This is a genomic window from Brachybacterium sacelli, assembly GCF_017876545.1.
Lineage (GTDB): Bacteria > Actinomycetota > Actinomycetes > Actinomycetales > Dermabacteraceae > Brachybacterium > Brachybacterium sacelli.
The window spans coordinates 322,749-345,265 of record NZ_JAGIOD010000002.1; the positions used below are offsets into that span (position 1 = coordinate 322,749).

A 22,517-nucleotide genomic window follows, 5' to 3' on the forward strand; every position below is an offset into this window, starting at 1 on the left:
ACTGCCGTCCTGGCCCCCGTCCCACCGGCGTGGCCGCGGTCCCGCTGCAGCGCCCGGAGTGTGACGAGCACCGGGTTGCCGGGAGCTGTTTTCCGCCCCGGTCCCTGTGGGACGATCAGTGCCGTGCCCACCGATCTTGTCCGGCTCCATGCCGTCTTCGACCTCGCGATGAGGGTCGGCGTGGGCCTGCTCGCCAACGGCGCCGCCGCCTCGGAGGTGACCGCGACCGTCCTGCGGGTCACCAGCTCCTCCGGCCTGCGCAACGTCTCGGTCCAGGTGACCTTCGACGAGGTGATCATCTCCTACCTCGCCGACGAGTCCGCGACCCCGTTCACGAGGGTCCGCGCCGCCAGTGCCCGCACCCAGAACTTCGCGCGGCTCGCCGCGTTCGAGGACATCACCCACAGCTACATCAGCGGCGAGCTGCCGCTGGAGGAGGCGCGTCGCGCCGCGGAGGCGGTCCCGCAGACGGCCCCCGCCCACCGGCTGCCCCTGGTGGTCCTCGGATTCGCCGTGATGGGCGGGTCCCTGTCGCTGTACTTCGGTGCGGACCTGCTCGTGTTCGCCGCGGCGACGCTCGCCTCGGGACTGCTGACCGCCGCCGGGGAGTTCCTGGCGCGGATGCACATCCCACCCTTCTACGGGCAGGCCTTCGGCGGGTTCCTGGCCGTGGGGGTCGCGGTGCTGGTCGGCCTGATCAACCCGAACGTCAGCTCCTCGATCGTGGTCGTCTCCTGCATCATCGTGCAGCTGACCGGCCTCGCCTCCATCGGCGCGGTGCAGGACGCCGTCACCGGCTGGTACGTCACGGCCGCCGGTCGGATGCTGGAGACCTTGATGCTCACCGTCGGCATCGTGGCCGGAGTGCGCGGCGGCATGCTGCTGGCCGAAGCGCTCGGCACGGACATCTCGGTCAGCGCCGCGCTGCCGATATCGCTGATGACGATCGCGTGGGTGGTGATCGCCGGGCTCGGGATGGGGCTCGGATTCGGCGTCGGCACCCACGTGCCGTGGCGGATGCTGCCGTGGATCGCTGCCGTCTCGCTGCTGTCCGGGATGATCTCCCACGTGGTCTCCGGCCTGTTCCTGGAGCGCGTGTACGCGGTGTCGATCGCGGCGTTCGTCACCGGCATGGTGGCCGTGGCGCTGGGGGACCGCCTGCGCGCCCCGACCCTGGTGTTCGTCATGGGCGGTGTCATCCCGCTGGTCCCCGGCAGTCTCATCTACCGAGGTCTGCTGGGCCTGGGCGACGACGTGAGCTCGGGCGCCGCCGACGTGTTCAGCGCCGGGGAGATCGCGGTCGGCATCGCCGCCGGGCTCGTGCTCGGCCAGCTGCTGGCGGCCCGGATCGTCCCGTACTTCCGCCGCAGCGACATCGCCTACACCCCGAGCATCTCCTCGCCGTTCACCACCCTGCGCCGCCGCCGTCTCTCGCTGGGATCGCGCGGCCGGCGGCGTCGTGACGGCCAGCAGGTCGTCGAGCCCTCTACGATGACGGGCGAGATGACAGCGCTGTCCCCGTCGATGTTCGAGGACCTCGAGGACCTGCACGTCCTGCAGGACCTGGATCCTCCTCACGACGAGCCGGGACGGCGGACCGACTCGGAGGAGAACTCATGAGCACCACCGCGACGATCGCCGTCGGCGGCTACTCGCGCAGCGGGAGCGGCCGGGCCCCCGGCCTCGAGCTGCTGCACCTGATCCTGGGCGACGGCAGCGACGCGGGGGAGAGAGCCGGTGCGCCCACGGTGCGGCGGGGACCGACGATCGAGCTGGAGGACCCGTCCTTCGTGCTGTGGAGCCCTGACGGCTCGCTGCTGTACGCGGTGCTGGAGACGGACCCCACCCGGGTGGTCGCGGTGCGCGTCGCGGAGGACGGCTCCACGGCCGAGCTCGTCGCCGACCTCCCGCTGGAGGGCGCCGGCGGCTGCCACCTCGCCCCGGGGCGCACCGAGGGGACGCTGCTGGTGGCCGACTACGTCTCCGGCACCGTCGAGACCGTTCGCCTGGACGCCGAGGGCCTTCCGGTCGAGCTCATCGACGTCGACCACCATCGCGACCTCGGGGACGGCCGACAGCCGCATCCCCACCAGGTGAGTGCGCTGCCCGGCACGGAATCGCTCGCGGTGCCCGACCTCGGTCTGGACCGCGTCTTCCTCTATCGCCAGGACACCGCGGGGCAGATGGGCCTGGCCGGGGAGATCCCCCTGCACCGCGGCAGCGGCCCGCGTCACCTCGCCGCGGACCACGAGTCCGAGCAGCTGCACATCTCCTGCGAGCTCTCCGGCATGGTCGCCACCGCGGTGCGCCGCCCCTCCGAGCCCGAGCCCGACGCGCCGGCGGCCCTGCGCGGCTCCGTGCACCGCTGGAGCGTGCGCTCGGTGATCCCCGGCAGCGAGACGGAGGGGGACAACGCCCTCTCGCACCTCGAGCTGACGGCCGACGAGTCGATGCTGCTGGTCGCCAACCGCGGGCCGGACACCCTCTCGGCGCTGTCGCTGACCATGATGCGCCCCCAGATCACCGCGGAGATCGAGGTGGGGGCGCATCCGCGGCACTTCACCCAGCTCGGGGACCTGGTGCTGGTCGCCGCCCAGGAGGGCGACCGGATCGACGTGCTGCGCCGGGACGGGGACGAGCTCTCCGTGGCCGCCGAGCCGATCCCCGCTCCGTCGGCCTCCTGCCTCGCCGTGCGTCCCTGAAGGACGCCGCGGGACTCTTGTCGCGGTGATGGTTAGACTCTCGGACGCCGTGCCGGAGGTTCCCAGGGCCTCGCCCGTCCGCCCTCGTCCGGCTCTGAACTGTTCGGAAGGAACACCCATGATCACTGCCGCAGACGCCGGCGCCCACCACGCCCGCCGCTTCGGCACCGCGGCCACGGAGAGCTCCCCGGTGACGCTCTCGGCGGCACCTGACCGCGCTGAGGCCGCCGCCCGCGCCGAGGCGCAGTTCGAAGAGGCCTTCGGGTATGCGCCCGACGGAGTCTGGTCTGCGCCGGGCCGGGTGAACATCATCGGTGAGCACGTGGACTACCAGGACGGCCTCTGCCTGCCGATGGCGATCTCCCACCGCTGCTTCGCCGCGGCCGCGCGCACCCCCACCGACCGGGTGAGGCTGCGCTCCGCGCAGGACGACCGCGTCCTGGACCTCGATGCGCGCGAGCTGACCCCGGGCGCCGTCGAGGGGTGGCCCGCGTACGTGGCGGGCGTGCTGTGGGCGCTGCGCAAGCACATCTCCGGTGCCGCCACGCAGGGCATGGACATCATGATCGACGGCCAGGTGCCGCTCGGGGCGGGGCTGTCCAGCTCCGCCGCGCTCGAATGCGCCGCGGCGGAGGCGATCGACGCCCTGCTGAGCCTGGGCACGGAGCCCCTGGACCGAGTGCAGGCGACGATCACCGCCGAGACCGACTTCGCCGGGGCCTCCACGGGCGGCCTGGATCAGTCGGCCTCGGTGCTCTCACGCGCCGGGCACGCCCTGTTCCTGGACTGCCGGGACTTCTCCACCCGTGCGGTGCCCTGGGACCTGGCCTCCCAGGAGCTCGCGCTGCTGATCACCGACACCCGCGCCGAGCACTCCCACGTCGACGGCGAGTACACGGCCCGGCGAGCCGACAGCGAGCGGGCCGCGGAGCTGCTCGGCGTCGCCACCCTGCGCGACGCCGACATCGACCAGCTCCAGGAGCTGCTGGGGCGGATCGACGACGAGGTGGTGCGTCGCCGCGCCCGGCACGTGCTCACCGAGATCCAGCGGGTGCGGGACTTCGACGCGCTGCTGGCCTCCGGCACGGTCCGCGAGCACGTCGCCGAGCTGGGGGCGCTGCTGAACGCGTCCCACGACTCGCTGCGTGAGGACTACGAAGTGACCGTCCCCCAGCTGGACGTCGCGGTCGACGCCGCCCGGGAGGCCGGGGCCCATGGCGCCCGGATGACCGGCGGTGGCTTCGGCGGCTCCACGATCGCCCTGATCGAGGCCGGCCAGGCGGAGTCGGTGGCCGCCGCGGTCGCCGCGGCCTTCGTCGAGCACGGCTTCACCGCCCCGGAGTTCTTCCTCGCGCTGCCCTCGGAGGGCGCCGGCCAGGACCGCTGAGCCTCGTCCCTCCCGCCGCCGCTCGCCGTGCCCGGCTCTGCTCGCGCCCCGGGCAGCTGCGGCCGCCCTCCGCGCGGGACGGTGCCGTGAGGAGGGGGCCGTTCAGCGCGCGGCAGGGGAGGCGAGCCAGTCGCGCACGCCGGCCAGCAGGCGGGTCCTGACGTCCTCGGGTGCGGCGGAGATCCGGATCGAATCCGCGGCCAGCTCGGCCAGCTCCGCGTCGGTGAAGCCGACGGCCCGGGCCGTCTCGTACTGCTCCACCAGGCGGGAGCCGAACAGCAGCGGGTCGTCCGCTCCGAGGGCGATCTGCGCGCCGGCATCGACCAGCTGCCGCAGCGGCACGTCGGCGGCGTCGGGGACCACTCCGAGGGAGGCGTTGGAGGCCGGGCACACCTCGAGCCCGATCCCGGCCTCGACGATGCGGGAGAGCAGCTCCGGGTCGTCGGCCGAGCGCACCCCGTGGCCGATCCGGCTCGGAGCCAGATGATCGACGACGTCCTCGACGTGGTCGGGGCCCAGCAGCTCTCCGCCGTGCGGCACCGAGAGCAGCCCTGCCTCGCGGGCGATGCGGAAGGCCGGGCCCGTAGTCCGCGGTCGCGCCGCGCCGCTCGTCGTTGGACAGACCGAAGCCGATCACGGGCCCCGCGTGGAGCGCCGCCAGGCGGGCGAGCGTCCGGGCATCCAGGGGATGGCGGGTCCGGGAGGCGGCGACGATGATCCCGATGCTCACCCCGGTCTCCCGCTGCGAGCACTCGGCCTGGTCCAGCACGATCTCGAGCGCCGGGGTGAGACCGCCGACGAAGGGCGCGTAGCTGGTGGGGTCGACCTGCAGCTCGAGCCGGCCCGAACCCTCGGAGGCGTCGTCGCGCGCGGCTTCGTCGACGATGCGCCGCATCGCCGCCTCCGAGTCGACCACCGCACGGGCCGTGTCGTACTGGCGCTGGAAGCGGAACCAGCCCCGACGCGTCGGCTCGACCTGGAGCGCGACGTCGTCGGTCAGGGACCGCGGCAGGCGCATGCCGCGCTCGTCGGCCATCTCGACGAGGGTCGCGGGGCGCATCGACCCCGTGAAGTGCAGGTGCAGATGAGCCTTCGGCAGCGTGGCGAGGTCACGGCCCGACGGGTTCGCGTCGTTCATCGGGTCCTCGTCCCTGTGCGTCCGCCGACGGTGAGCCGGCGGCTCACTCCGCCAGCAGCGCTGCCACGCGGTCGATGCCCTCGACGAGCTCGTCGTCGTTCAGCGCGTAGGAGAAGCGCAGATGCCCGGGTGCGCCGAAGGCCTCGCCCGGCACGGCGGCGACCTCGGCCTCCTCGAGGATGACCGTGGCCAGCTCCGTCGAGGTGGTGACCTTCCTGCCGCGGATCTCCCGGCCCAGCGCCCCGGAGACGTCCGGGAACGCGTAGAAGGCCCCGGTGGGGGTGGGGACCGTGAAGCCCGGCACTCTCGCGAGCTTCTCGACGATGGTGCGACGGCGGCGGTCGAAGGCCGTGCGCATCGCCTCGACCGGTTCGGTCGGCCCGGTCACCGCCGCGATCGCGGCGCGCTGGGCGATGTTGTTCACGTGGGAGGTCAGGTGCGACTGGAGGTTGCTCGCCGCGGCGATGACGTCCCGGGGGCCCACCATCCAGCCCACGCGCCAGCCGGTCATGGCGAAGGACTTGGCCACTCCGCCCAGGATCACCGTGGTCTCGGCGAGCTCGGGCACCGCCGCGAGGATCGAGGTGAAGGGCACGCCGTCGTAGGTGAGGTGCTGGTAGATCTCGTCGGTGACGACCCAGATCCCGTGCTCGTGGGCCCAGCGGCCCAGCTCCTGCAGCTGCTCGGCGGTCAGCACGACGCCGGTCGGGTTCGACGGGGAGCAGACCACGATCGCGCGGGTGCGATCGGTGCGTGCCGCCTCGAGCTGCTCGATCGTGGGCACGTAGCCCTGGTCGACGCCGGCCAGCACCGGGACCTCGTTTCCACCGGCCAGGCGGATCGCTTCGGGGTACGTGGTCCAGTACGGCGCGGGCAGCAGCACCTCGTCGCCCGGGTCCAGGAGCGTCGCGAAGGTCTGGTAGACGGCCTGCTTGCCACCGTTGGTGACCAGGACCTGGGCCGGTTCGAGGGGCAGGGAGGTCGAGGCGGAGACGGTCTCGGCGAGAGCTGCGCGCAGCTCGGGCAGCCCGGGCGTGGGGGAGTAGCGATGGTTCGCGGGGACGGAGGCCGCCTCGATGGCCGCCTCGACGATGTGCGGGGGCGTCGGGAAGTCGGGCTCGCCGGCGCCGAAACCGATCACCGGCCGGCCGGCCGCCTTCAGAGCCTTGGCCTTCGCATCGACCGCGAGTGTCGCGGAGGGGGAGATCGCCTCGACCCGCTTCGAGATGCGCTCGCGGGCGGCGGGCTGAGGAGTGCTGGCGGCAGGGAGGGTGTCGTCGGAGGTCACCCGCCTATCGTGGCAGAGCTCTCGTCCCTGTGCCAGGACGACCGGAGATCGGATGCCGAGCTGGTACCGGGGCGTGAGGGGGCGGTGGCATGGACGCAGTGCGCGCACCGGGGCCGGAAGGGGGTAGGGTCCGATCCGGTCGGCGACGGCACCGGCCCCGGGACACCGAGAGCGCGATGTGATCTGACGCCAGTGGATTCGCTCCGGGTCGCCGTGGCTTGTATGCTGGTCGCTGGTCAGAATCGCGGCCGCCTCCCGAGGTGGTGCGGATCGACCTCACGAGGGGTCCCCCTCGTGAAGGGCAGTGGCGCAATTGGTAGCGCAGCGGTCTCCAAAACCGCAGGTTGCAGGTTCGAGCCCTGTCTGCCCTGCCGATCCGGTCGGGATCACCCGGTCGGATGCGGATGACCTCGACGAGATCGGACAGCCCTGACGTGAATTCCAGCCAGAACGCCCCGTCGACGCCCACCGGGGGCGACGCGCCGGGCTCCGGGTCGAAGAACCCGTTCCTGGCCATCGGTCTGTTCATCCGCCAGGTCCTCGCGGAGCTCGGGAAAGTCGTCGTCCCGACCCGCAAGGAGCTGGTCGTGTACTCGATCACGGTCCTGGCGTTCGTCATCGTGATGATCATGCTGATCTTCGGCCTCGACGCCGGGTTCAGCTGGCTGTCCAGGATCGCGTTCTCGGACCCCGACGCGGGGCTCTGAGGCCGGTCCGCGCCGTAGGTTGTACGCGTACCGTGCCCGATCAGTCCCCAGCCGTCAGGAAAGCAGGTTCCCGCTGATGAGCGACCAGACCTCATCCCCCGAAGAGTCCTACCAGGACGCCGACGACTCCCTGTCGTTCTCGGCCTCCCCGCAGTCCGAGACCCCCGCACCCGCACTCCAGGGTGAGGACGACGCCGCCCGGGCCGCGGACGTCGCCGACGAGCCGGCCGCCGCGGAGCAGGAGGCCGACGCGCAGCCTGCCGACGAGGCCATCGCTGCCGAGGGTGACGACGAGGACGCCGCCGCGGTGGAGAGCACCGACTCCGAGGTCGCCGATGCCGAGGGCGATGACGCCCCCGCCGCGGACGAGTCCGAGGAGGAGGACCCCCTGGTCCAGCTCAAGCGCCACCTGCGCGCCGCGCTCGGTGAGTGGTACGTGATCCACTCCTACTCCGGTCACGAGAACCGCGTGAAGACGCAGCTCGCCACCCGTACCGAGACCCAGGACATGGAGGATTACATCTTCGAGGTCCAGGTCCCGATGGAGGACGCGACCGAGGTCAAGAACGGCCAGAAGAAGATCGTCCGCCGTGTGCGCATCCCCGGGTACGTGCTGGTCCGCATGGACCTGACCACCGAGTCCTGGCGAGTCGTCCGCGACACCCCGGGAGTGACCGGGTTCGTCGGCAACGCCACCGAGCCCACGCCGCTGAACTTCGACGAGATCTACTCGATGCTGGAGCCGTCCGTCGGCCTGCCCGAGAAGAAGCGCAGCTCCGGTGGCTCGGCGAGCAAGCCCGCCGCCGCCCAGAAGATGCCGGACTTCACCGTCGGCGAGTCCGTCACCGTCATGGACGGCCCCTTCGAGACCATGCCGGCCTCGATCTCCGAGATCCACGCGGAGTCCCAGAAGCTGCAGGTCCTGGTGTCCATCTTCGGGCGCGAGACCCCGGTCGAGCTCGGCTTCGACCAGGTCGCCAAGATCTGAGCCCCCAGAACCGATCGGCACCGCGGCCTCCGGGCCGCGGCAGTACGACCAGGATCACCCTCGATCCCGGTCGACGCCGACGCGGCGTGCAGGTAACGTCGCACCGGACCTCTTCCCCGCTCTGCGTGCGAAGAGGTCCCGCTGTGGGAGGAGCGCATGATGAGCTCCGCCCGAACCACGACAGATTGAGGAAGAGCAATGGCTCCCAAGAAGAAGATCGCGAGCGTCATCAAGCTCCAGATCCAGGCCGGCCAGGCCACCCCTGCGCCGCCCGTGGGTCCCGCGCTCGGCGCTGCCGGCGTGAACATGATGGAGTTCGTCAAGGCGTACAACGACCGCACGGCGGATCAGCGCGGCAACATCATCCCGGTGGAGATCACCGTGTACGAGGATCGCTCGTTCACGTTCATCACCAAGACGCCGCCGGCCGCTGAGCTCATCAAGAAGGCCGCCGGCCTCCAGAAGGGCTCTGCCACGCCGCACACCGACAAGGTCGGCAAGATCACCCAGGCGCAGGTCCGCGAGATCGCAGAGACCAAGATGCCTGATCTGAACTCGAACGACATGGAGTCCGCGGCGAAGATCGTCGAGGGCACCGCTCGTTCCATGGGCATCACGGTGGAGGGCTGACGACAATGGGAATCCGCAGCAAGGCATTCAAGGACGGCGCGGCCAAGATCGAAGAGGGGCGCGCGTACTCGCCGCTGGACGCTCTGCGTCTCGCGCAGAAGACCTCCCCCGTGAAGTTCGACGCCTCCGTCGAGATCGCCATGCGTCTGGGCGTCGACCCGCGCAAGGCCGATCAGATGGTGCGCGGCACCGTCAACCTGCCCAACGGCACCGGCAAGACCGCTCGCGTGATCGTCTTCGCGACCGGCGCGCAGGCTGACGCCGCCCGTGAGGCCGGCGCCGACGAGGTCGGCGACGACGAGCTGATCGAGAAGGTCGCCGGCGGCTGGACCGACTTCGACGCGGCCGTGGCCACGCCGAACCTGATGGGCAAGGTCGGCAAGCTGGGTCGTGTGCTCGGCCCCCGCGGCCTGATGCCGAACCCGAAGACCGGGACCGTCACGATGGACACCGCCAAGGCCGTGTCCGACATCAAGGGCGGCAAGATCGAGTTCCGCACCGACCGTGCGGCCAACCTGCACTACATCGTCGGGAAGGTCTCCTTCACCGATCAGCAGCTGGTCGAGAACTACGTCGCCGCGCTCGAGGAGATCCTTCGACTGAAGCCGTCCGCCTCGAAGGGCCGCTACATCTCGAAGATCACCGTGTCCACCACCATGGGCCCGGGCATCCCGGTCGACGTGAACCGCACCCGCAACCTCCTCGAGGACACCGACGAGGCCTGATCGACGTGCTGTGAGGCACGAACGGCAGGAGATCAGGCAGACCGACAGGGCCTGATCGACGTGCTGTGAGGCACGAACGGCAGGAGATCAGGCAGACTGACAGGGCCGGATCCTCCCGGTCACCTCGCTTCGCGGCGCCCCGTCCACCCTCGCGGTGGGCGGGGCGCCGCGCTGTCCGCCCCGCGCGTGCCTCCCTGCCCGGTGGCGTCGTGGCGGCCGGGCGGCCCGGCGGCGTCGCGAGATGCACCGAGGCGGGGGAGTGCGAAGCCTGCCGAGCCGATGTGACGCACGCCGCCGCCGTCGCCGTGGCGCCGTCGCCCGGTCCTGGTCTATCCTGGATGCACCGAAGACCGCCGGTCGTCGCCCTCGACCTCGAGAGCGACTGAAGATATCCCGTCCGGGATGGCCTGCGCAGGTGAAGAAGCGACCCTCGCACGGTCGTGCCCCTCCGGCCCCGGCCGGCGCCCTCGTGGCACGGGCACTCGTGTGAGAGAGGCCTCGACACTTGCGTGTCGAGGCCTTTTCCGTTCCAGGACCTCTTCACCCGGTGGCGAGAGACCTCTGGAAGGAGGGCCATGGCTAACCCCGAAAAGGTGGATGCCGTCTCGGAGATCGCGGATCTGTTCCGCGAGTCCGACGCCGCCGTCATCACCGAGTATCGCGGGCTCAGCGTCGGGGATCTCAAGGAGCTTCGCCGCTCGCTGGGTTCCGAGACGACCTACGCCGTGGTGAAGAACACGCTCACGGAGATCGCCGCCCGCGAGGCCGGCATCACCGGGTTCGACGGCACGCTCAGCGGGCCGACCGCCATCGCCTTCATCAAGGGCGAGCCGGTGGAGCCTGCGAAGGCTCTGCGTGACTTCGCCAAGACTCACGAGCAGCTCGTGATCAAGTCCGGCTACTTCGAGGGCAAGACGCTCTCGAAGGAGGACGTCCAGAAGCTCGCGGACCTCGAGTCCCGCGAGGTCCTGCTGGCCCAGACTGCCGGCGCCCTGAAGGCGTCGATGTCCAAGGCCGCCGCAGTGTTCGCAGCGCCGCTGTCGAAGACGGCACGCACCGTGGACGCGCTGCGGGCCAAGCAAGAAGCCTGAGAGGCCTGAGGGCCTCCGGCCCCCATGCTTCCGCCTCCACAGCCTCAGCGCTGTCCCCGGAAACCCGCCAGGGGTGACCGGACCGCATGACCCGGCGCGTGTGCGCCGCTGATCACCGCAGGGACGCAGTCCCGTCAACAGGAAGGAACGCCACCATGGCGAAGCTCAGCAACGACGAGCTCATCGAAGCTTTCAAGGAAATGTCCCTCATCGAGCTCTCCGAGTTCGTGAAGCAGTTCGAGGACGTCTTCGACGTCACCGCTGCCGCCCCGGTCGCCGTCGCGGCCGGTGCCGCCCCCGCCGGTGGCGGCGAGGCCGAGGCCGAGGAGGAGAAGGACGAGTTCGACGTCATCCTCGATTCGGCCGGTTCCGCCAAGATCGCCGTCATCAAGGAGGTGCGCGCCCTGACCTCCCTCGGTCTGAAGGAGGCCAAGGCGCTCGTCGACGAGGCCCCCAAGCCCGTCCTCGAGGCCGTCAAGAAGGACGACGCCGAGGCAGCCAAGACGAAGCTCGAGGAGGCCGGCGCGACCGTCTCCGTCAAGTGATCCCGGGCGCGCGCTCCGGCGCGCGCCTCACCTGACGGCAGTCGCACTGCCTTCGGAAGGGCCGTCCCGCATCAGCGGGGCGGCCCTTCCTCTGTACCCAGCACGTCCCCCGGCAGGGTGACCGGGGGTCAGCCCACCGGGCGGCGCCTCCGTCGGCCCACCCGGTCGGCCCACGTGTCGCTCCGCGCAGTCCTTCGCGGGGCCCTGGCTCGGATGGTCGAGACGGCGGCCCGGGCCACGCGAGGACCGAGAGAGCCAGGGGAGGGCCGCCTCGCCCGGGGAATCCGGCCATGGACCGCTGCGACGTGCCGCGACACCCCGACAAACACGTCGCCTGCTTGACTCGGCGAGCATTTGCCTCCATTCTGTTCGCCGTACGGAGGTGCTCGATCCGCCCCCGCTGAGCCCGGCTCGCGAGGGCACAACGGATCGAGGACCCCGTCGGAGAACTTCCGCGCCAGGCATATAGCGGCCGACGCGGATGGAACCGGTCGCGCCGCGGCTGTTGTGTCCATCCGCGTATTTGTGTATGCTCGGTCCTTGCGCTGTGCGTCGCCCGTGGGTTCTGCTGCTCTGACTGCTCCGGCAGTCCGTATGTCCTGCTCCACCGCCCTGACGGGTGTTCGCCGCGCCTGGGATTCCGTCATCGGCCTGTGGAAGGACCCCCCTTGGCTGCCTCGAGCACCGATCGCACTAACGACATCGCACTTCGCACCGCCTCCCCTCGCGTCACCTTCGCGAAGCTCGGCGACCCCATCGACGTCCCGGATCTGCTGAGTCTGCAGACCACCTCGTTCGACTGGTTGCTGGGCAATGACCTCTGGCGGGAGCGTGCCGAGGAGGCCGCTGTCGCCGGCCGCGAGGACGTCCCGCAGACGTCCGGTCTCGCCGACATCCTCGAGGAGATCTCCCCGATCGAGGACTTCGCCGGCAACATGTCCCTGTCCTTCCGGGACCACACCTTCGACGACCCGAAGTACACGGTCGACGAGTGCAAGGAGAAGGACCTCACCTACGCGGCTCCGCTGTACGTCATCGCGGAGTTCATGAACAACGAGACCGGTGAGATCAAGACCCAGACGGTCTTCATGGGCGAGTTCCCGCTCATGACCGACAAGGGCACCTTCATCATCAACGGCACCGAGCGTGTCGTCGTCTCCCAGCTGGTCCGCTCCCCGGGCGTGTACTTCGAGGAGAGCATCGACAAGACCAGCGACAAGCGCATCTACAGCACGAAGGTCATCCCTTCGCGCGGCGCCTGGCTCGAGTTCGAGGTCGACAAGCGCGACCAGGTCGGCGTGCGCATCGACCGCAAGCGCAAGCAGTCCGTCACGACCCTGCTGCAGGCCCTGGGCATGTCCCACAGCGACATCCTCGAGGAGTTCGGCGAGTTCGAGTCCATGCGCTCGACGCTGGAGAAGGACCGCATCACCTCGCAGGACGAGGCGCTCATGGACATCTACCGCAAGCAGCGCCCGGGCGAGCCGCCCACGCGTGATGCGGGTGAGGCCATGCTCAACAACCTCTACTTCAACGCCAAGCGCTACGACCTCGCGAAGGTCGGCCGCTACAAGATCGGCAAGAAGCTCGGTCTCGAGGGCAGCCTGTCCGAGTCGACCCTCCGCCTCGAGGACATCGTCGGCGCGATCAAGTACATCGTCGCGCTGCACGACGGCATGGCGGAGACCACCAGCAAGGACGGGCACACCGTCCGGGTGGAGACCGATGACATCGATCACTTCGGCAACCGTCGCATCCGCGCCGTCGGCGAGCTGATCCAGAACCAGGTCCGCACCGGCCTGTCCCGCATGGAGCGCGTCGTCCGCGAGCGCATGACCACGCAGGACGTCGAGGCGATCACCCCGCTGACCCTGATCAACATCCGTCCCGTGACGGCTGCGATCAAGGAGTTCTTCGGCACCTCGCAGCTCTCGCAGTTCATGGACCAGAACAACCCGCTGTCGGGCCTGACCCACAAGCGTCGCCTCTCGGCGCTGGGCCCGGGCGGCCTCTCCCGCGACCGCGCCGGCATGGAGGTCCGCGACGTCCACCCGTCGCACTACGGCCGCATGTGCCCGATCGAGACCCCTGAGGGCCCGAACATCGGTCTGATCGGTTCGCTCGCGACCTTCGCCCGCATCAACCCCTTCGGCTTCATCGAGACGCCGTACCGCAAGGTCACCGGCGGCCTCGTCACCGACGAGACCGTCTACCTCACCGCGGACGACGAGGATCGCCACATCATCGCCCAGGCCAACGCGAAGATCGGCGACGACGGCTACTTCGCCCAGGAGCAGGTGCTGGTGCGCCTGCCCGGTGGCGAGCCCGACCTGGTCGATGCGAAGGACGTCGACTTCATGGACGTCTCCGCCCGTCAGATGGTCTCCGTCGCCACCGCGATGATCCCCTTCCTCGAGCACGACGACGCCAACCGTGCGCTCATGGGCTCGAACATGCAGCGCCAGGCCGTGCCGCTGCTCAAGGCCGAGATGCCGCTGGTCGGCACCGGCATGGAGCGTCGCGCCGCCGTCGACGCAGGTGACGTCATCGTCGCCGAGAAGGCCGGCGTCATCGAGGAGCTCTCGGCCGACCTCATCGTGGTCATGGCCGACGACGGTACCCGTCAGACCTACCCCATCGGGAAGTTCCAGCGCTCCAACGCCGGCAACTCCTACAACCAGCGCGTGCTGTTCGACGAGGGCAGCCGCGTCGAGGCCGGCTCGATCCTGGCCGACGGTCCCTCGACCGATCAGGGCGAGCTCTCCATGGGCAAGAACCTGCTGGTCGCCTTCATGTCGTGGGAGGGCCACAACTACGAGGACGGCATCATCCTGTCCTCGCGACTGGTCCAGGACGACGTCCTCACCTCGATCCACATCGAGGAGCACGAGGTCGACGCCCGCGACACGAAGCTCGGCAAGGAGGAGATCACCCGGGACATCCCGAACGTCGGCGACGACGTGCTGGCCGATCTCGACGAGCGCGGCATCATCCGCATCGGTGCCGAGGTCGAGCCGGGCGACATCCTGGTCGGCAAGGTCACCCCGAAGGGCGAGACCGAGCTGACCCCGGAGGAGCGCCTGCTGCGCGCCATCTTCGGCGAGAAGGCCCGCGAGGTGCGCGACACCTCCCTGCGCGTCCCCCACGGCGAGTCCGGCACCGTCATCGGCGTGCGCGTGTTCACCGAGGACGAGGACGGCGACATCCTCCCCACCGGTGTCAACGACATGGTCCGCGTCTACGTGGCCCAGAAGCGCAAGATCACCGACGGTGACAAGCTCGCCGGCCGCCACGGCAACAAGGGCGTTATCGCGAAGATCTTGCCCGTCGAGGACATGCCGTTCCTCGAGGACGGCACCCCGGTGGACATCATCCTCAACCCCATGGGCGTGCCCGGCCGTATGAACATCGGCCAGGTCATGGAGACCCACCTGGGGTGGGTCGCCAAGGCCGGCTGGGACCTCGACTCGAGCGACCCGAACGCCGCCGAGCTGCCCGAGGCGGCCCTGCACGGCGAGCCCGACACCCCCGTGGCGGTCCCGGTCTTCGACGGCCTCTCCGCCGAGGAGGTCACCGGCCTGATCGCCAACCATCGCCCCAACCGCGACGGTGTGCGGATGGTCAAGGAGAACGGCAAGGCGCAGCTGTTCGACGGCCGCTCCGGCGAGCCGCTGCCCGAGCCCATCTCCGTGGGCTACATGTACATCCTGAAGCTCCACCACCTGGTGGACGACAAGCTGCACGCCCGCTCGACGGGCCCGTACTCGATGATCACGCAGCAGCCGCTGGGCGGTAAGGCCCAGTTCGGCGGCCAGCGCTTCGGCGAGATGGAGGTGTGGGCCCTGGAGGCCTACGGCGCCGCCTACGCCCTGCAGGAGCTGCTGACCATCAAGTCGGACGACATCTCCGGGCGTGTGAAGGTCTACGAGGCCATCGTCAAGGGCGAGAACATCCCCGAGCCGGGCATCCCGGAGTCCTTCCGCGTCCTCCTCAAGGAGATGCAGTCGCTGTGCCTGAACGTCGAGGTCCTCTCGTCCGACGGCACCGCCCAGGAAGTTCGGGAGAGCGATGAGGAGGTCTTCCGCGCCGCGGAGGAGCTCGGCATCGACCTGTCCCGCCGACCCCACGAGGGCGTCGGCTCCATCGAAGAGGTCTGAGGGACGCGGGCCGGGACGGTGGGAGCGGCGCGACGCCGCTCCACCGCCGTCCCTGGCCCCGCCCTCGACCCCCGTTCCCTCAGACACCACCTCTTCCGATCGAGAGAAGGACACCTGTGATCGACGTCAACACCTTCGACGAGCTGCGCATCGGCCTCGCCACCGCCGACGACATCCGCGGCTGGTCCCACGGCGAGGTCAAGAAGCCGGAGACCATCAACTACCGCACCCTGAAGCCCGAGATGGACGGCCTGTTCTGCGAGCGCATCTTCGGCCCCACCCGGGACTGGGAGTGCTACTGCGGCAAGTACAAGCGCGTGCGCTTCAAGGGCATCGTCTGCGAGCGCTGCGGCGTGGAGGTCACCAAGTCCTCCGTGCGCCGTGAGCGCATGGGCCACGTGGAGCTCGCCGCTCCCGTCACCCACATCTGGTACTTCAAGGGCGTGCCGAGCCGTCTCGGCTACCTGCTGGACCTCGCGCCGAAGGATCTCGAGAAGATCATCTACTTCGCCGCGTACATGATCACCTCGGTGGACGAGCAGGCTCGCCACGAGGACATGCCCGACCTGCAGGCGCGCTTCGACCTGGAGGTCAAGGAGCTCGCCAATGACCGCGACGCAGCGCTGAACGACCGTGCCGTCTCCGCCGAGAAGGATCTCTCCCAGCTCGAGGAGGAGGGTGCCAAGGCCGACGCGAAGCGCAAGGTCCGCGACTCCTCCGAGCGCGAGCAGGCACAGATCCGCAAGAAGTTCGACGCGGAGATCGAGCGTGTCACCAGCGTGTGGGAGCGCTTCAAGTCGCTCAAGGTCGCCGACCTCGAGGGCGACGAGCAGCTCTACCGTGCGATGAAGCTGCGCTATGGCACCTACTTCGAGGGCGGGATGGGCGCGGAGGCGCTGCAGAAGCGCCTGCTGGACTTCGACCTCGACTCCGAGGCCGAGACCCTGCGCGAGGTCATCGCCACCGGCAAGGGCCAGAAGAAGGCCCGGGCGCTGAAGCGACTCAAGGTGGTCTCGGCCTTCCGCCAGACCACCAACTCGCCGGCCGGCATGGTCCTGGACTGCGTCCCGGTCATCCCCCCGGACCTGCGCCCGATGGTGCAGCTGGACGGTGGCCGCTTCGCGACCTCCGACCTCAACGACCTGTACCGCCGCGTGATCAACCGCAACAACCGCCTCAAGCGGCTGCTGGACCTCGGCGCGCCCGAGATCATCGTGAACAACGAGAAGCGCATGCTGCAGGAGTCGGTCGACTCCCTGTTCGACAACGGCCGCCGCGGCCGTCCGGTCACCGGGCCGGGCAACCGTCCGCTGAAGTCGCTGTCGGACATGCTCAAGGGCAAGCAGGGTCGTTTCCGTCAGAACCTGCTGGGCAAGCGCGTGGACTACTCCGCCCGCTCCGTCATCGTCAACGGCCCGCAGCTGAAGCTGCACCAGTGCGGTCTGCCCAAGGGCATGGCCCTCGAGCTGTTCAAGCCGTTCGTCATGAAGCGCCTGGTCGAGCTGTCCCATGCACAGAACGTCAAGGCCGCCAAGCGCATGGTCGAGCGTGCCCGCCCCGAGGTGTGGGACGTGCTCGAAGAGGTCATCACCGAGCACCCGGTGCTGCTGAACCGTGCGCCGACGCTGCACCGCCTGGGCATCCAGGCCTTCGAGCCGCAGCTGGTGGAGGGCAAGGCAATCCACCTGCACCCGCTCGTGTGCGCCGCGTTCAACGCGGACTTCGACGGCGACCAGATGGCCGTGCACCTGCCGCTGTCCGCAGAGGCGCAGGCCGAGGCCCGCATCCTGATGCTGTCCAGCAACAACATCCTCAAGCCGTCCGACGGTCGTCCCGTGACCATGCCCGCCCAGGACATGATCATCGGTCTGTACCACCTGACGACGCGCCGCGACGACGTCGCCGGCGCGGGCCGCTCCTTCGCCTCCGTGGCGGAGGCGATCATGGCCTTCGATCGTGAGGACCTGCATCTGAACGCGCCGGTGAAGATGCGTTTCACCGATATCGTGCCGCCGAGCGACTGGGAGGCTCCGGAGGGCTGGACCGAGGGTGACCCGATCATCCTCGACACCACCCTGGGCACCGTCTACTTCAACGAGACGCTGCCGGAGGACTTCCCCTACGTGCAGGGCCAGGTCGGCAAGAAGCGCCTGGGCGGGATCGTCAACGCCCTCGCCGAGCGCTACGACAAGGGCCAGGTCGCCGCGTCGCTGGACGCCCTGAAGTCCTACGGCTTCGCGTGGTCGACCCGGTCGGGAGCCTCCTTCGCGCTGTCCGACGTGGTGACCCCGCCCAACAAGGCGGAGATCATCGCGACGTACGAGGCGAAGGCCGCCCAGGTCCAGGAGAACCGTGACCTCGGTCTGGTCTCCGAGAACGAGCGCAACATGGAGCTCATCGACATCTGGACCGAGGCGACCAACGAGGTCGACAACGCCATGCGGGAGAACTTCGACTCGACCAACACCATCTACCGGATGGTGGACTCGGGCGCCCGAGGCAACTGGATGCAGATCCGTCAGATCGCCGGCATGCGCGGTCTGGTGAACAACCCGAAGGGCGAGATCATCCCGCGCCCGATCCTCTCCAACTACAAGGAGGGGCTCTCGGTCCTGGAGTACTTCATCGCCTCGCACGGCTCCCGCAAGGGCCTGGCGGACACCGCGCTGAAGACCGCCCAGTCGGGTTACCTGACCCGTCGTCTGGTCGACGTCTCGCAGGACGTCATCGTCCGCGAGGACGACTGCGGTACGACGAAGGGCCTGGTGCTCCCGATCGCGGTCGAGGAGGCCGGCGCGCTGCGCCCCCACGAGCACGTGGAGTCGACGGCGTACGGGCGAGTCCTGGCCACCGCGGCGATCGGTGCCGACGGCTCGGAGGCGGCCCCGGCCGGCTCCGAGGTGGGCGATGTGCTCATCGAGCAGCTCGTCGAGGCCGGCGTGCGTGAGCTCAAGATCCGCTCCGTGCTGACCTGTGACTCCGCAGTGGGCACCTGTGCCCAGTGCTACGGCCGTTCGCTCGCGACCGGCCAGCTGGTGGACATCGGCGAGGCCGTCGGCATCGTCGCGGCCCAGTCCATCGGCGAGCCCGGCACCCAGCTGACCATGCGTACCTTCCACTCCGGTGGTGTGGCCAGTGCTGACGGCGACATCACGCATGGTCTTCCGCGCATCCAGGAGCTCTTCGAGGCCCGGACCCCGGCCGGCTTCGCGCCGATCTCGGAGTTCGCCGGTCGCGCGGAGATCGAGGAGAACGACAAGCAGCGCCGGATCACCGTGACCCCGGACGACGGCTCGGATCCCGTCACCTACACGGTCTCCAAGCGCGTGACCCTGCTGATCGCGGACGGCGACCACATCGGCGTCGGCCAGCAGATCTCACAGGGCTCGGTGGACCCGAAGCAGGTCCTGCGCATCCTCGGCCCCCGCGCGGTGCAGCAGCACCTGGTGGACGAGGTCCAGAAGGTGTACATCTCGCAGGGCGTGGACATCCACGCCAAGCACATCGAGGTCATCGTGCGCCAGATGCTGCGTCGAGTGACGATCATCGAGTCCGGTGACACCGACCTGCTGCCCGGCGACTTCGCCGAGCGCGTCACCTTCGAGCGCGAGAACCGGCGGATCCTCTCCGAGGGCGGTCAGCCGGCCTCCGGGCGTCCGGAGCTGATGGGGATCACGAAGGCGTCGCTCGCGACCGATTCGTGGCTGTCGGCGGCCTCCTTCCAGGAGACCACCCGCGTGCTCACCGAGGCCGCCCTGAACCGCAAGAGCGATCAGCTCATGGGGCTCAAGGAGAACGTCATCATCGGGAAGCTCATCCCGGCGGGCACCGGCCTGTCGCGGTTCCGCCGCATCGCGGTCGAGCCCACCGACGAGGCCAAGGCCCAGATGTATCAGGTGCCCGGCTACGACGAGCTGGATTTCTCCGGCTTCGGCCAGACCGGTGCCGTCAATCTCGACGACATCGACTACGCCGACCCGTTCCGCACCGACTTCCGCTGAGTCGCTGAGGCGTTCTGACGGGCCGTGAGGCCCGGCGGCGCGACCGACACGAGAGGGGCGGTCCCACCACACGGTGGGGCCGCCCCTCTCGCATGTCTCGTGGGGGAGGAGCCCGGCCCGGCCCGGCCGGCCCCTCCCTGCTGGTGATGGCGTCTCGCAGCGCTCCGCCCGGTCCGTCGAACGAGGGGCCGGCGCCCTCCCGAGTGGCCCGGACCACGCCCAGCGCACGCTCAGCGCGTGTTGGCGTGATCTGGAGGACTTCGAAGTTCACGTGAAGGTAAAGACCTCTTGGGCCCCAGCCCAAACTCTGGACGTTCCCCTTTCCCGGGCGGGCCGTGGACGGAACGATGGATCCTGGCAGTTCCCGCGACCTTCCCGCAGCGCTCCGGCATCGGCAGCGCGCTCGCGCCGGAACTCCGGGCCCCGTCTCCGGGGCACATGTGCTCACGGAACGAGGGGGCCGCCGAGGGGTGGCCGAGAACAGGTGGAACAGTGAAGAAGACCCCGTGGATCGTCGCGGCCGCGACCGTATGCGTCGTCGGGCTGGGTGGTGGTGGCACCGCCTTCGCCATGTCCAATGAGGCAGCGGTGAGCGTGTACGGCGATCAGTCGACCGTGCGCACCTTCAGCTCGACGGTCGCCGAACTGCTCGAGGCCCAGGGCGTCGAGGTCAAGGATTCCGATCTCGTGGTCCCCGACCTCGGCGAGACGGTCACCGACGGCATGGAGATCCAGGTCGTCCAGCGCACGCCCGTCACCGTCACCGTCGACGGCGAGGACCAGGAGCTGCTGACCAGCGGTGACACCGTCGGTGAGGCGCTCGAGGAGGTCGACTACGCGACCGAGGGTGCGCGAGTCAGCCCGGAGCCCGCCACCGAGCTCCCCGACGATTCCGCGCACATCAACGTCGTCACCAGCAAGACCGTCACGTTCAAGGGCCAGCGCGGCCAGGACACCTTCGATGTCACCGCCCTCACGGTCGACGAGGCCATGAAGAAGGTCCTCGCCGACGTCAAGGACACCGACAAGGCCTCCGTCGACCGCGATTCGGTCCTCGAGGACGGCGCGACCATCACGGTCCAGCGCGTCCGCGAGAAGGAGCGCACCGAGAGCGAGAAGATCCCGTTCGAGACCAAGACGGTCGAGGACGACGAGCTGCTCGAGGGCGAGACCAAGACCACGACCGAGGGCAAGAAGGGCGTCACGGAGAAGGTCTTCACCGACACCGTCGTGGACGGCGAGGTCACCGATTCCGAGCTGGTCTCCGAGAAGGTCACCTCCAAGCCGGTCGACCGCGTCGTCGCCAAGGGCACCAAGCCGGCGCCTGAACCGGAGCCCGAGGAGGAGGCCGCGGACGAGTCCGACCAGGACAGCGCGCAGTCCACGCGCTCCGAGAGCTCCTCCTCGCGCAGCTCCGAGCGCGAGTCGACCTCCGAGTCCGGCAGCACCGGGGCCTCCGCCCCGTCGGTCTCCGACGGCTCGGTGTGGGACCGCCTGGCCCAGTGCGAGTCCGGCGGCGACTGGTCGATCAACACCGGCAACGGTTTCTCCGGCGGCCTGCAGTTCACCAAGTCGACCTGGCTCGCCTTCGGCGGTGGCCAGTACGCCCCGGTGGCGCACCAGGCCAGCCGCGAGCAGCAGATCGCGATCGGCAAGAAGGTCCAGGCCGGTCAGGGCTGGGGCGCATGGCCCTCCTGCACCTCCCAGCTCGGGATTGGCTGAGCGGACCCGACCGTCCCGGTGGTCTCGCACCCCTGAGAGGGTCGACTAGCCGCTGACCAGCACTGCACGAGCGCGCCGCGATGATCGCGGCGCGCTCGTGCACGTCGGGGGCGATGTGCGACACGCCGGGGGACACACGGCGTCATGTGATCTGCGTCGGAACAGCGGAGAAGCTTTGACCGGGTGCGGCGGGCCTCAGTAGACTGCCATTGCGTCCGGAGTGCCCTCTGGTCGTGACCCGGGACGAGATCCGCGAAAACCCTTCGGGGCGGCCGCGGAAGGTGTCCCCCGCGAGGAGCGGATCCTCGCGGCGTGCCCGAATGCGGAACGGCTGCCATGTCCGGCACCGACCGCGGGCACCGATCACGGTCCTCCTGGACGCCCGGCAGGTGCCATCACCTGACGGGCGGGTCGATCCGCCGACGTCCCCGGACATGGGGACGGTGCATCGGGTCGCCGGCCGCGAGAGCGGTCGAAGAAGTTGATCCTTCGGTGCCAACAGCTCCGAGGGCTGAACAGGAAGAGAAGCTGTGCCCACTATTCAGCAGTTGGTGCGCAAGGGACGGGACGCCAGGTCCGGTTCCTCCAGCACGCCCGCGCTCAAGGGGTCCCCCCAGCGCCGCGGCGTCTGCACGCGCGTCTACACCCAGACCCCCAAGAAGCCGAACTCGGCGCTGCGCAAGATCGCCCGCGTGCGCCTGTCCACCGGCGTCGAGGTCACCGCGTACATCCCCGGCGAAGGCCACAACCTTCAGGAGCACTCCATCGTGCTCGTCCGCGGCGGTCGTGTGAAGGACCTCCCCGGTGTGCGCTACAAGATCGTCCGTGGCGCGCTCGACACCCAGGCAGTCAAGGGCCGCAAGCAGGCCCGCTCCCACTACGGCGCCAAGAAGGAGAAGAAGTAATGCCTCGTAAGGGCCCCGCTCCCAAGCGCCAGCTCGTCGTCGACCCCGTCTACGGCTCGCCGATCGTCACGCAGCTCATCAACAAGATCCTCCTGGACGGCAAGAAGACCGTCGCCGAGGGCATCGTGTACGACGCCCTCGAGGGCGCCCGCGAGAAGAACGGCCAGGATCCTGTCGTCACCCTGAAGAAGGCGCTGGACAACATCCGGCCCTCCCTCGAGGTCCGTTCCCGCCGCGTCGGCGGCGCGACCTACCAGGTCCCGATCGAGGTCAAGCCCGGCCGCGCCACCACTCTGGCGCTGCGCTGGCTGGTCAGCTACTCCCGCGCCCGTCGTGAGCACACCATGACCGAGCGCCTGATGAACGAGATCCTCGACGCGTCCAACGGCCTGGGTGCCGCGGTGAAGCGTCGCGAGGACACTCACAAGATGGCCGAGTCCAACCGGGCCTTCGCGCACTACCGCTGGTGAGTCCGGGTGGGGTCCACCCTCGACGGTGGGCCCCACCGACTGCCCTCCGGCACGTCGACCA

At 69.6% G+C, this 22,517-nt stretch carries 15 protein-coding genes, 1 tRNA gene and 1 pseudogene; 15 read left to right on the forward strand and 2 right to left on the reverse strand.

Going from position 1 to position 22,517, the window contains the following annotated elements:
- Window positions 1-123 precede the first annotated feature (123 nt).
- The 3 genes from JOF43_RS15600 (at window position 124) to galK (ending at window position 4,089) form a co-directional block, all read left to right on the forward strand.
- Window positions 124-1,620 carry a threonine/serine exporter family protein gene (locus tag JOF43_RS15600; RefSeq protein ID WP_209903788.1) on the forward strand — a complete coding sequence of 499 codons (1,497 nt, stop codon included), beginning with the start codon at window positions 124-126 and terminating at the stop codon, window positions 1,618-1,620.
- Window positions 1,617-2,702: a lactonase family protein gene (locus JOF43_RS15605; protein ID WP_209903790.1), complete on the forward strand. Its 1,086-nt coding sequence runs from the start codon at window positions 1,617-1,619 to the stop codon at window positions 2,700-2,702. The genes JOF43_RS15600 and JOF43_RS15605 overlap by 4 nt, the downstream gene beginning before the upstream one ends.
- A gap of 118 nt (window positions 2,703-2,820) precedes the next feature.
- On the forward strand, window positions 2,821-4,089 hold the full coding sequence (gene galK / locus JOF43_RS15610; RefSeq protein ID WP_209903792.1) for a galactokinase: 1,269 nt from the start codon (window positions 2,821-2,823) through the stop codon (window positions 4,087-4,089).
- Between the two features lie 102 nt (window positions 4,090-4,191).
- Here galK and JOF43_RS15615 read toward each other — a convergent pair.
- Together JOF43_RS15615 and JOF43_RS15620 are read right to left on the reverse strand one after the other, a co-directional pair.
- Window positions 4,192-5,227 (reverse strand): annotated as a pseudogene (locus JOF43_RS15615) (adenosine deaminase).
- 43 nt (window positions 5,228-5,270) lie between these two features.
- A complete protein-coding gene (locus JOF43_RS15620) occupies window positions 5,271-6,515 on the reverse strand; it encodes a pyridoxal phosphate-dependent aminotransferase (protein ID WP_209903794.1) in 1,245 nt (414 codons plus the stop codon).
- Between the two features lie 298 nt (window positions 6,516-6,813).
- On the opposite strand from JOF43_RS15620, the gene JOF43_RS15625 reads away from it, so the two are divergent.
- The 12 genes from JOF43_RS15625 (at window position 6,814) to rpsG (ending at window position 22,456) form a co-directional block, all read left to right on the forward strand.
- A tRNA-Trp gene (locus tag JOF43_RS15625) sits at window positions 6,814-6,886 on the forward strand.
- A gap of 63 nt (window positions 6,887-6,949) precedes the next feature.
- The gene (gene secE / locus JOF43_RS15630) at window positions 6,950-7,222 is read left to right on the forward strand and encodes a preprotein translocase subunit SecE (RefSeq protein ID WP_209903796.1); all 273 of its coding nucleotides are present in this window, start codon (window positions 6,950-6,952) and stop codon (window positions 7,220-7,222) included.
- 76 nt (window positions 7,223-7,298) lie between these two features.
- Window positions 7,299-8,210 (forward strand): transcription termination/antitermination protein NusG, encoded by a 912-nt coding sequence (gene nusG, locus JOF43_RS15635; protein ID WP_209903798.1) that lies wholly within the window; start codon window positions 7,299-7,301, stop codon window positions 8,208-8,210.
- A gap of 198 nt (window positions 8,211-8,408) precedes the next feature.
- The gene (gene rplK / locus JOF43_RS15640) at window positions 8,409-8,840 is read left to right on the forward strand and encodes a 50S ribosomal protein L11 (RefSeq protein ID WP_209903800.1); all 432 of its coding nucleotides are present in this window, start codon (window positions 8,409-8,411) and stop codon (window positions 8,838-8,840) included.
- Window positions 8,841-8,845: 5 nt separating this feature from the next.
- Complete coding sequence (rplA, locus tag JOF43_RS15645; protein ID WP_209903802.1) at window positions 8,846-9,565, forward strand: 50S ribosomal protein L1; 720 nt, start codon at window positions 8,846-8,848, stop codon at window positions 9,563-9,565.
- Window positions 9,566-10,140: 575 nt separating this feature from the next.
- Window positions 10,141-10,656 carry a 50S ribosomal protein L10 gene (rplJ, locus tag JOF43_RS15650; RefSeq protein WP_209903804.1) on the forward strand — a complete coding sequence of 172 codons (516 nt, stop codon included), beginning with the start codon at window positions 10,141-10,143 and terminating at the stop codon, window positions 10,654-10,656.
- 155 nt (window positions 10,657-10,811) lie between these two features.
- On the forward strand, window positions 10,812-11,201 hold the full coding sequence (rplL, locus tag JOF43_RS15655; RefSeq protein WP_209903806.1) for a 50S ribosomal protein L7/L12: 390 nt from the start codon (window positions 10,812-10,814) through the stop codon (window positions 11,199-11,201).
- A gap of 668 nt (window positions 11,202-11,869) precedes the next feature.
- Window positions 11,870-15,358, forward strand: coding sequence for a DNA-directed RNA polymerase subunit beta (rpoB, locus tag JOF43_RS15660; protein WP_209903807.1), 3,489 nt, complete (start codon window positions 11,870-11,872; stop codon window positions 15,356-15,358).
- Between the two features lie 116 nt (window positions 15,359-15,474).
- Entirely contained in the window at window positions 15,475-19,359 is a 3,885-nt protein-coding gene (locus tag JOF43_RS15665; protein WP_209903809.1) for a DNA-directed RNA polymerase subunit beta', read from the forward strand.
- A gap of 492 nt (window positions 19,360-19,851) precedes the next feature.
- Entirely contained in the window at window positions 19,852-21,081 is a 1,230-nt protein-coding gene (locus tag JOF43_RS23025; RefSeq protein ID WP_342592207.1) for a resuscitation-promoting factor, read from the forward strand.
- Window positions 21,082-21,611: 530 nt separating this feature from the next.
- Window positions 21,612-21,986 (forward strand): 30S ribosomal protein S12, encoded by a 375-nt coding sequence (gene rpsL, locus JOF43_RS15675; RefSeq protein ID WP_076808106.1) that lies wholly within the window; start codon window positions 21,612-21,614, stop codon window positions 21,984-21,986.
- Complete coding sequence (gene rpsG, locus JOF43_RS15680; RefSeq protein ID WP_209903811.1) at window positions 21,986-22,456, forward strand: 30S ribosomal protein S7; 471 nt, start codon at window positions 21,986-21,988, stop codon at window positions 22,454-22,456. Before rpsL ends, rpsG begins: the two co-directional genes overlap by 1 nt.
- Window positions 22,457-22,517 lie beyond the last annotated feature (61 nt).

What these genes read in the sequence shown, in the direction of transcription:
- JOF43_RS15605 (WP_209903790.1), top strand. Translation starts at nt 1,617, where the DNA reads ATGAGCACCACCGCGACGATCGCCGTCGGCGGCTACTCGCGCAGCGGG.
- galK (WP_209903792.1), top strand. Translation starts at nt 2,821, where the DNA reads ATGATCACTGCCGCAGACGCCGGCGCCCACCACGCCCGCCGCTTCGGC.
- nusG (WP_209903798.1), top strand. Translation starts at nt 7,299, where the DNA reads ATGAGCGACCAGACCTCATCCCCCGAAGAGTCCTACCAGGACGCCGAC.
- rplK (WP_209903800.1), top strand. Translation starts at nt 8,409, where the DNA reads ATGGCTCCCAAGAAGAAGATCGCGAGCGTCATCAAGCTCCAGATCCAG.
- rplA (WP_209903802.1), top strand. Translation starts at nt 8,846, where the DNA reads ATGGGAATCCGCAGCAAGGCATTCAAGGACGGCGCGGCCAAGATCGAA.
- rplJ (WP_209903804.1), top strand. Translation starts at nt 10,141, where the DNA reads ATGGCTAACCCCGAAAAGGTGGATGCCGTCTCGGAGATCGCGGATCTG.
- rplL (WP_209903806.1), top strand. Translation starts at nt 10,812, where the DNA reads ATGGCGAAGCTCAGCAACGACGAGCTCATCGAAGCTTTCAAGGAAATG.
- rpsG (WP_209903811.1), top strand. Translation starts at nt 21,986, where the DNA reads ATGCCTCGTAAGGGCCCCGCTCCCAAGCGCCAGCTCGTCGTCGACCCC.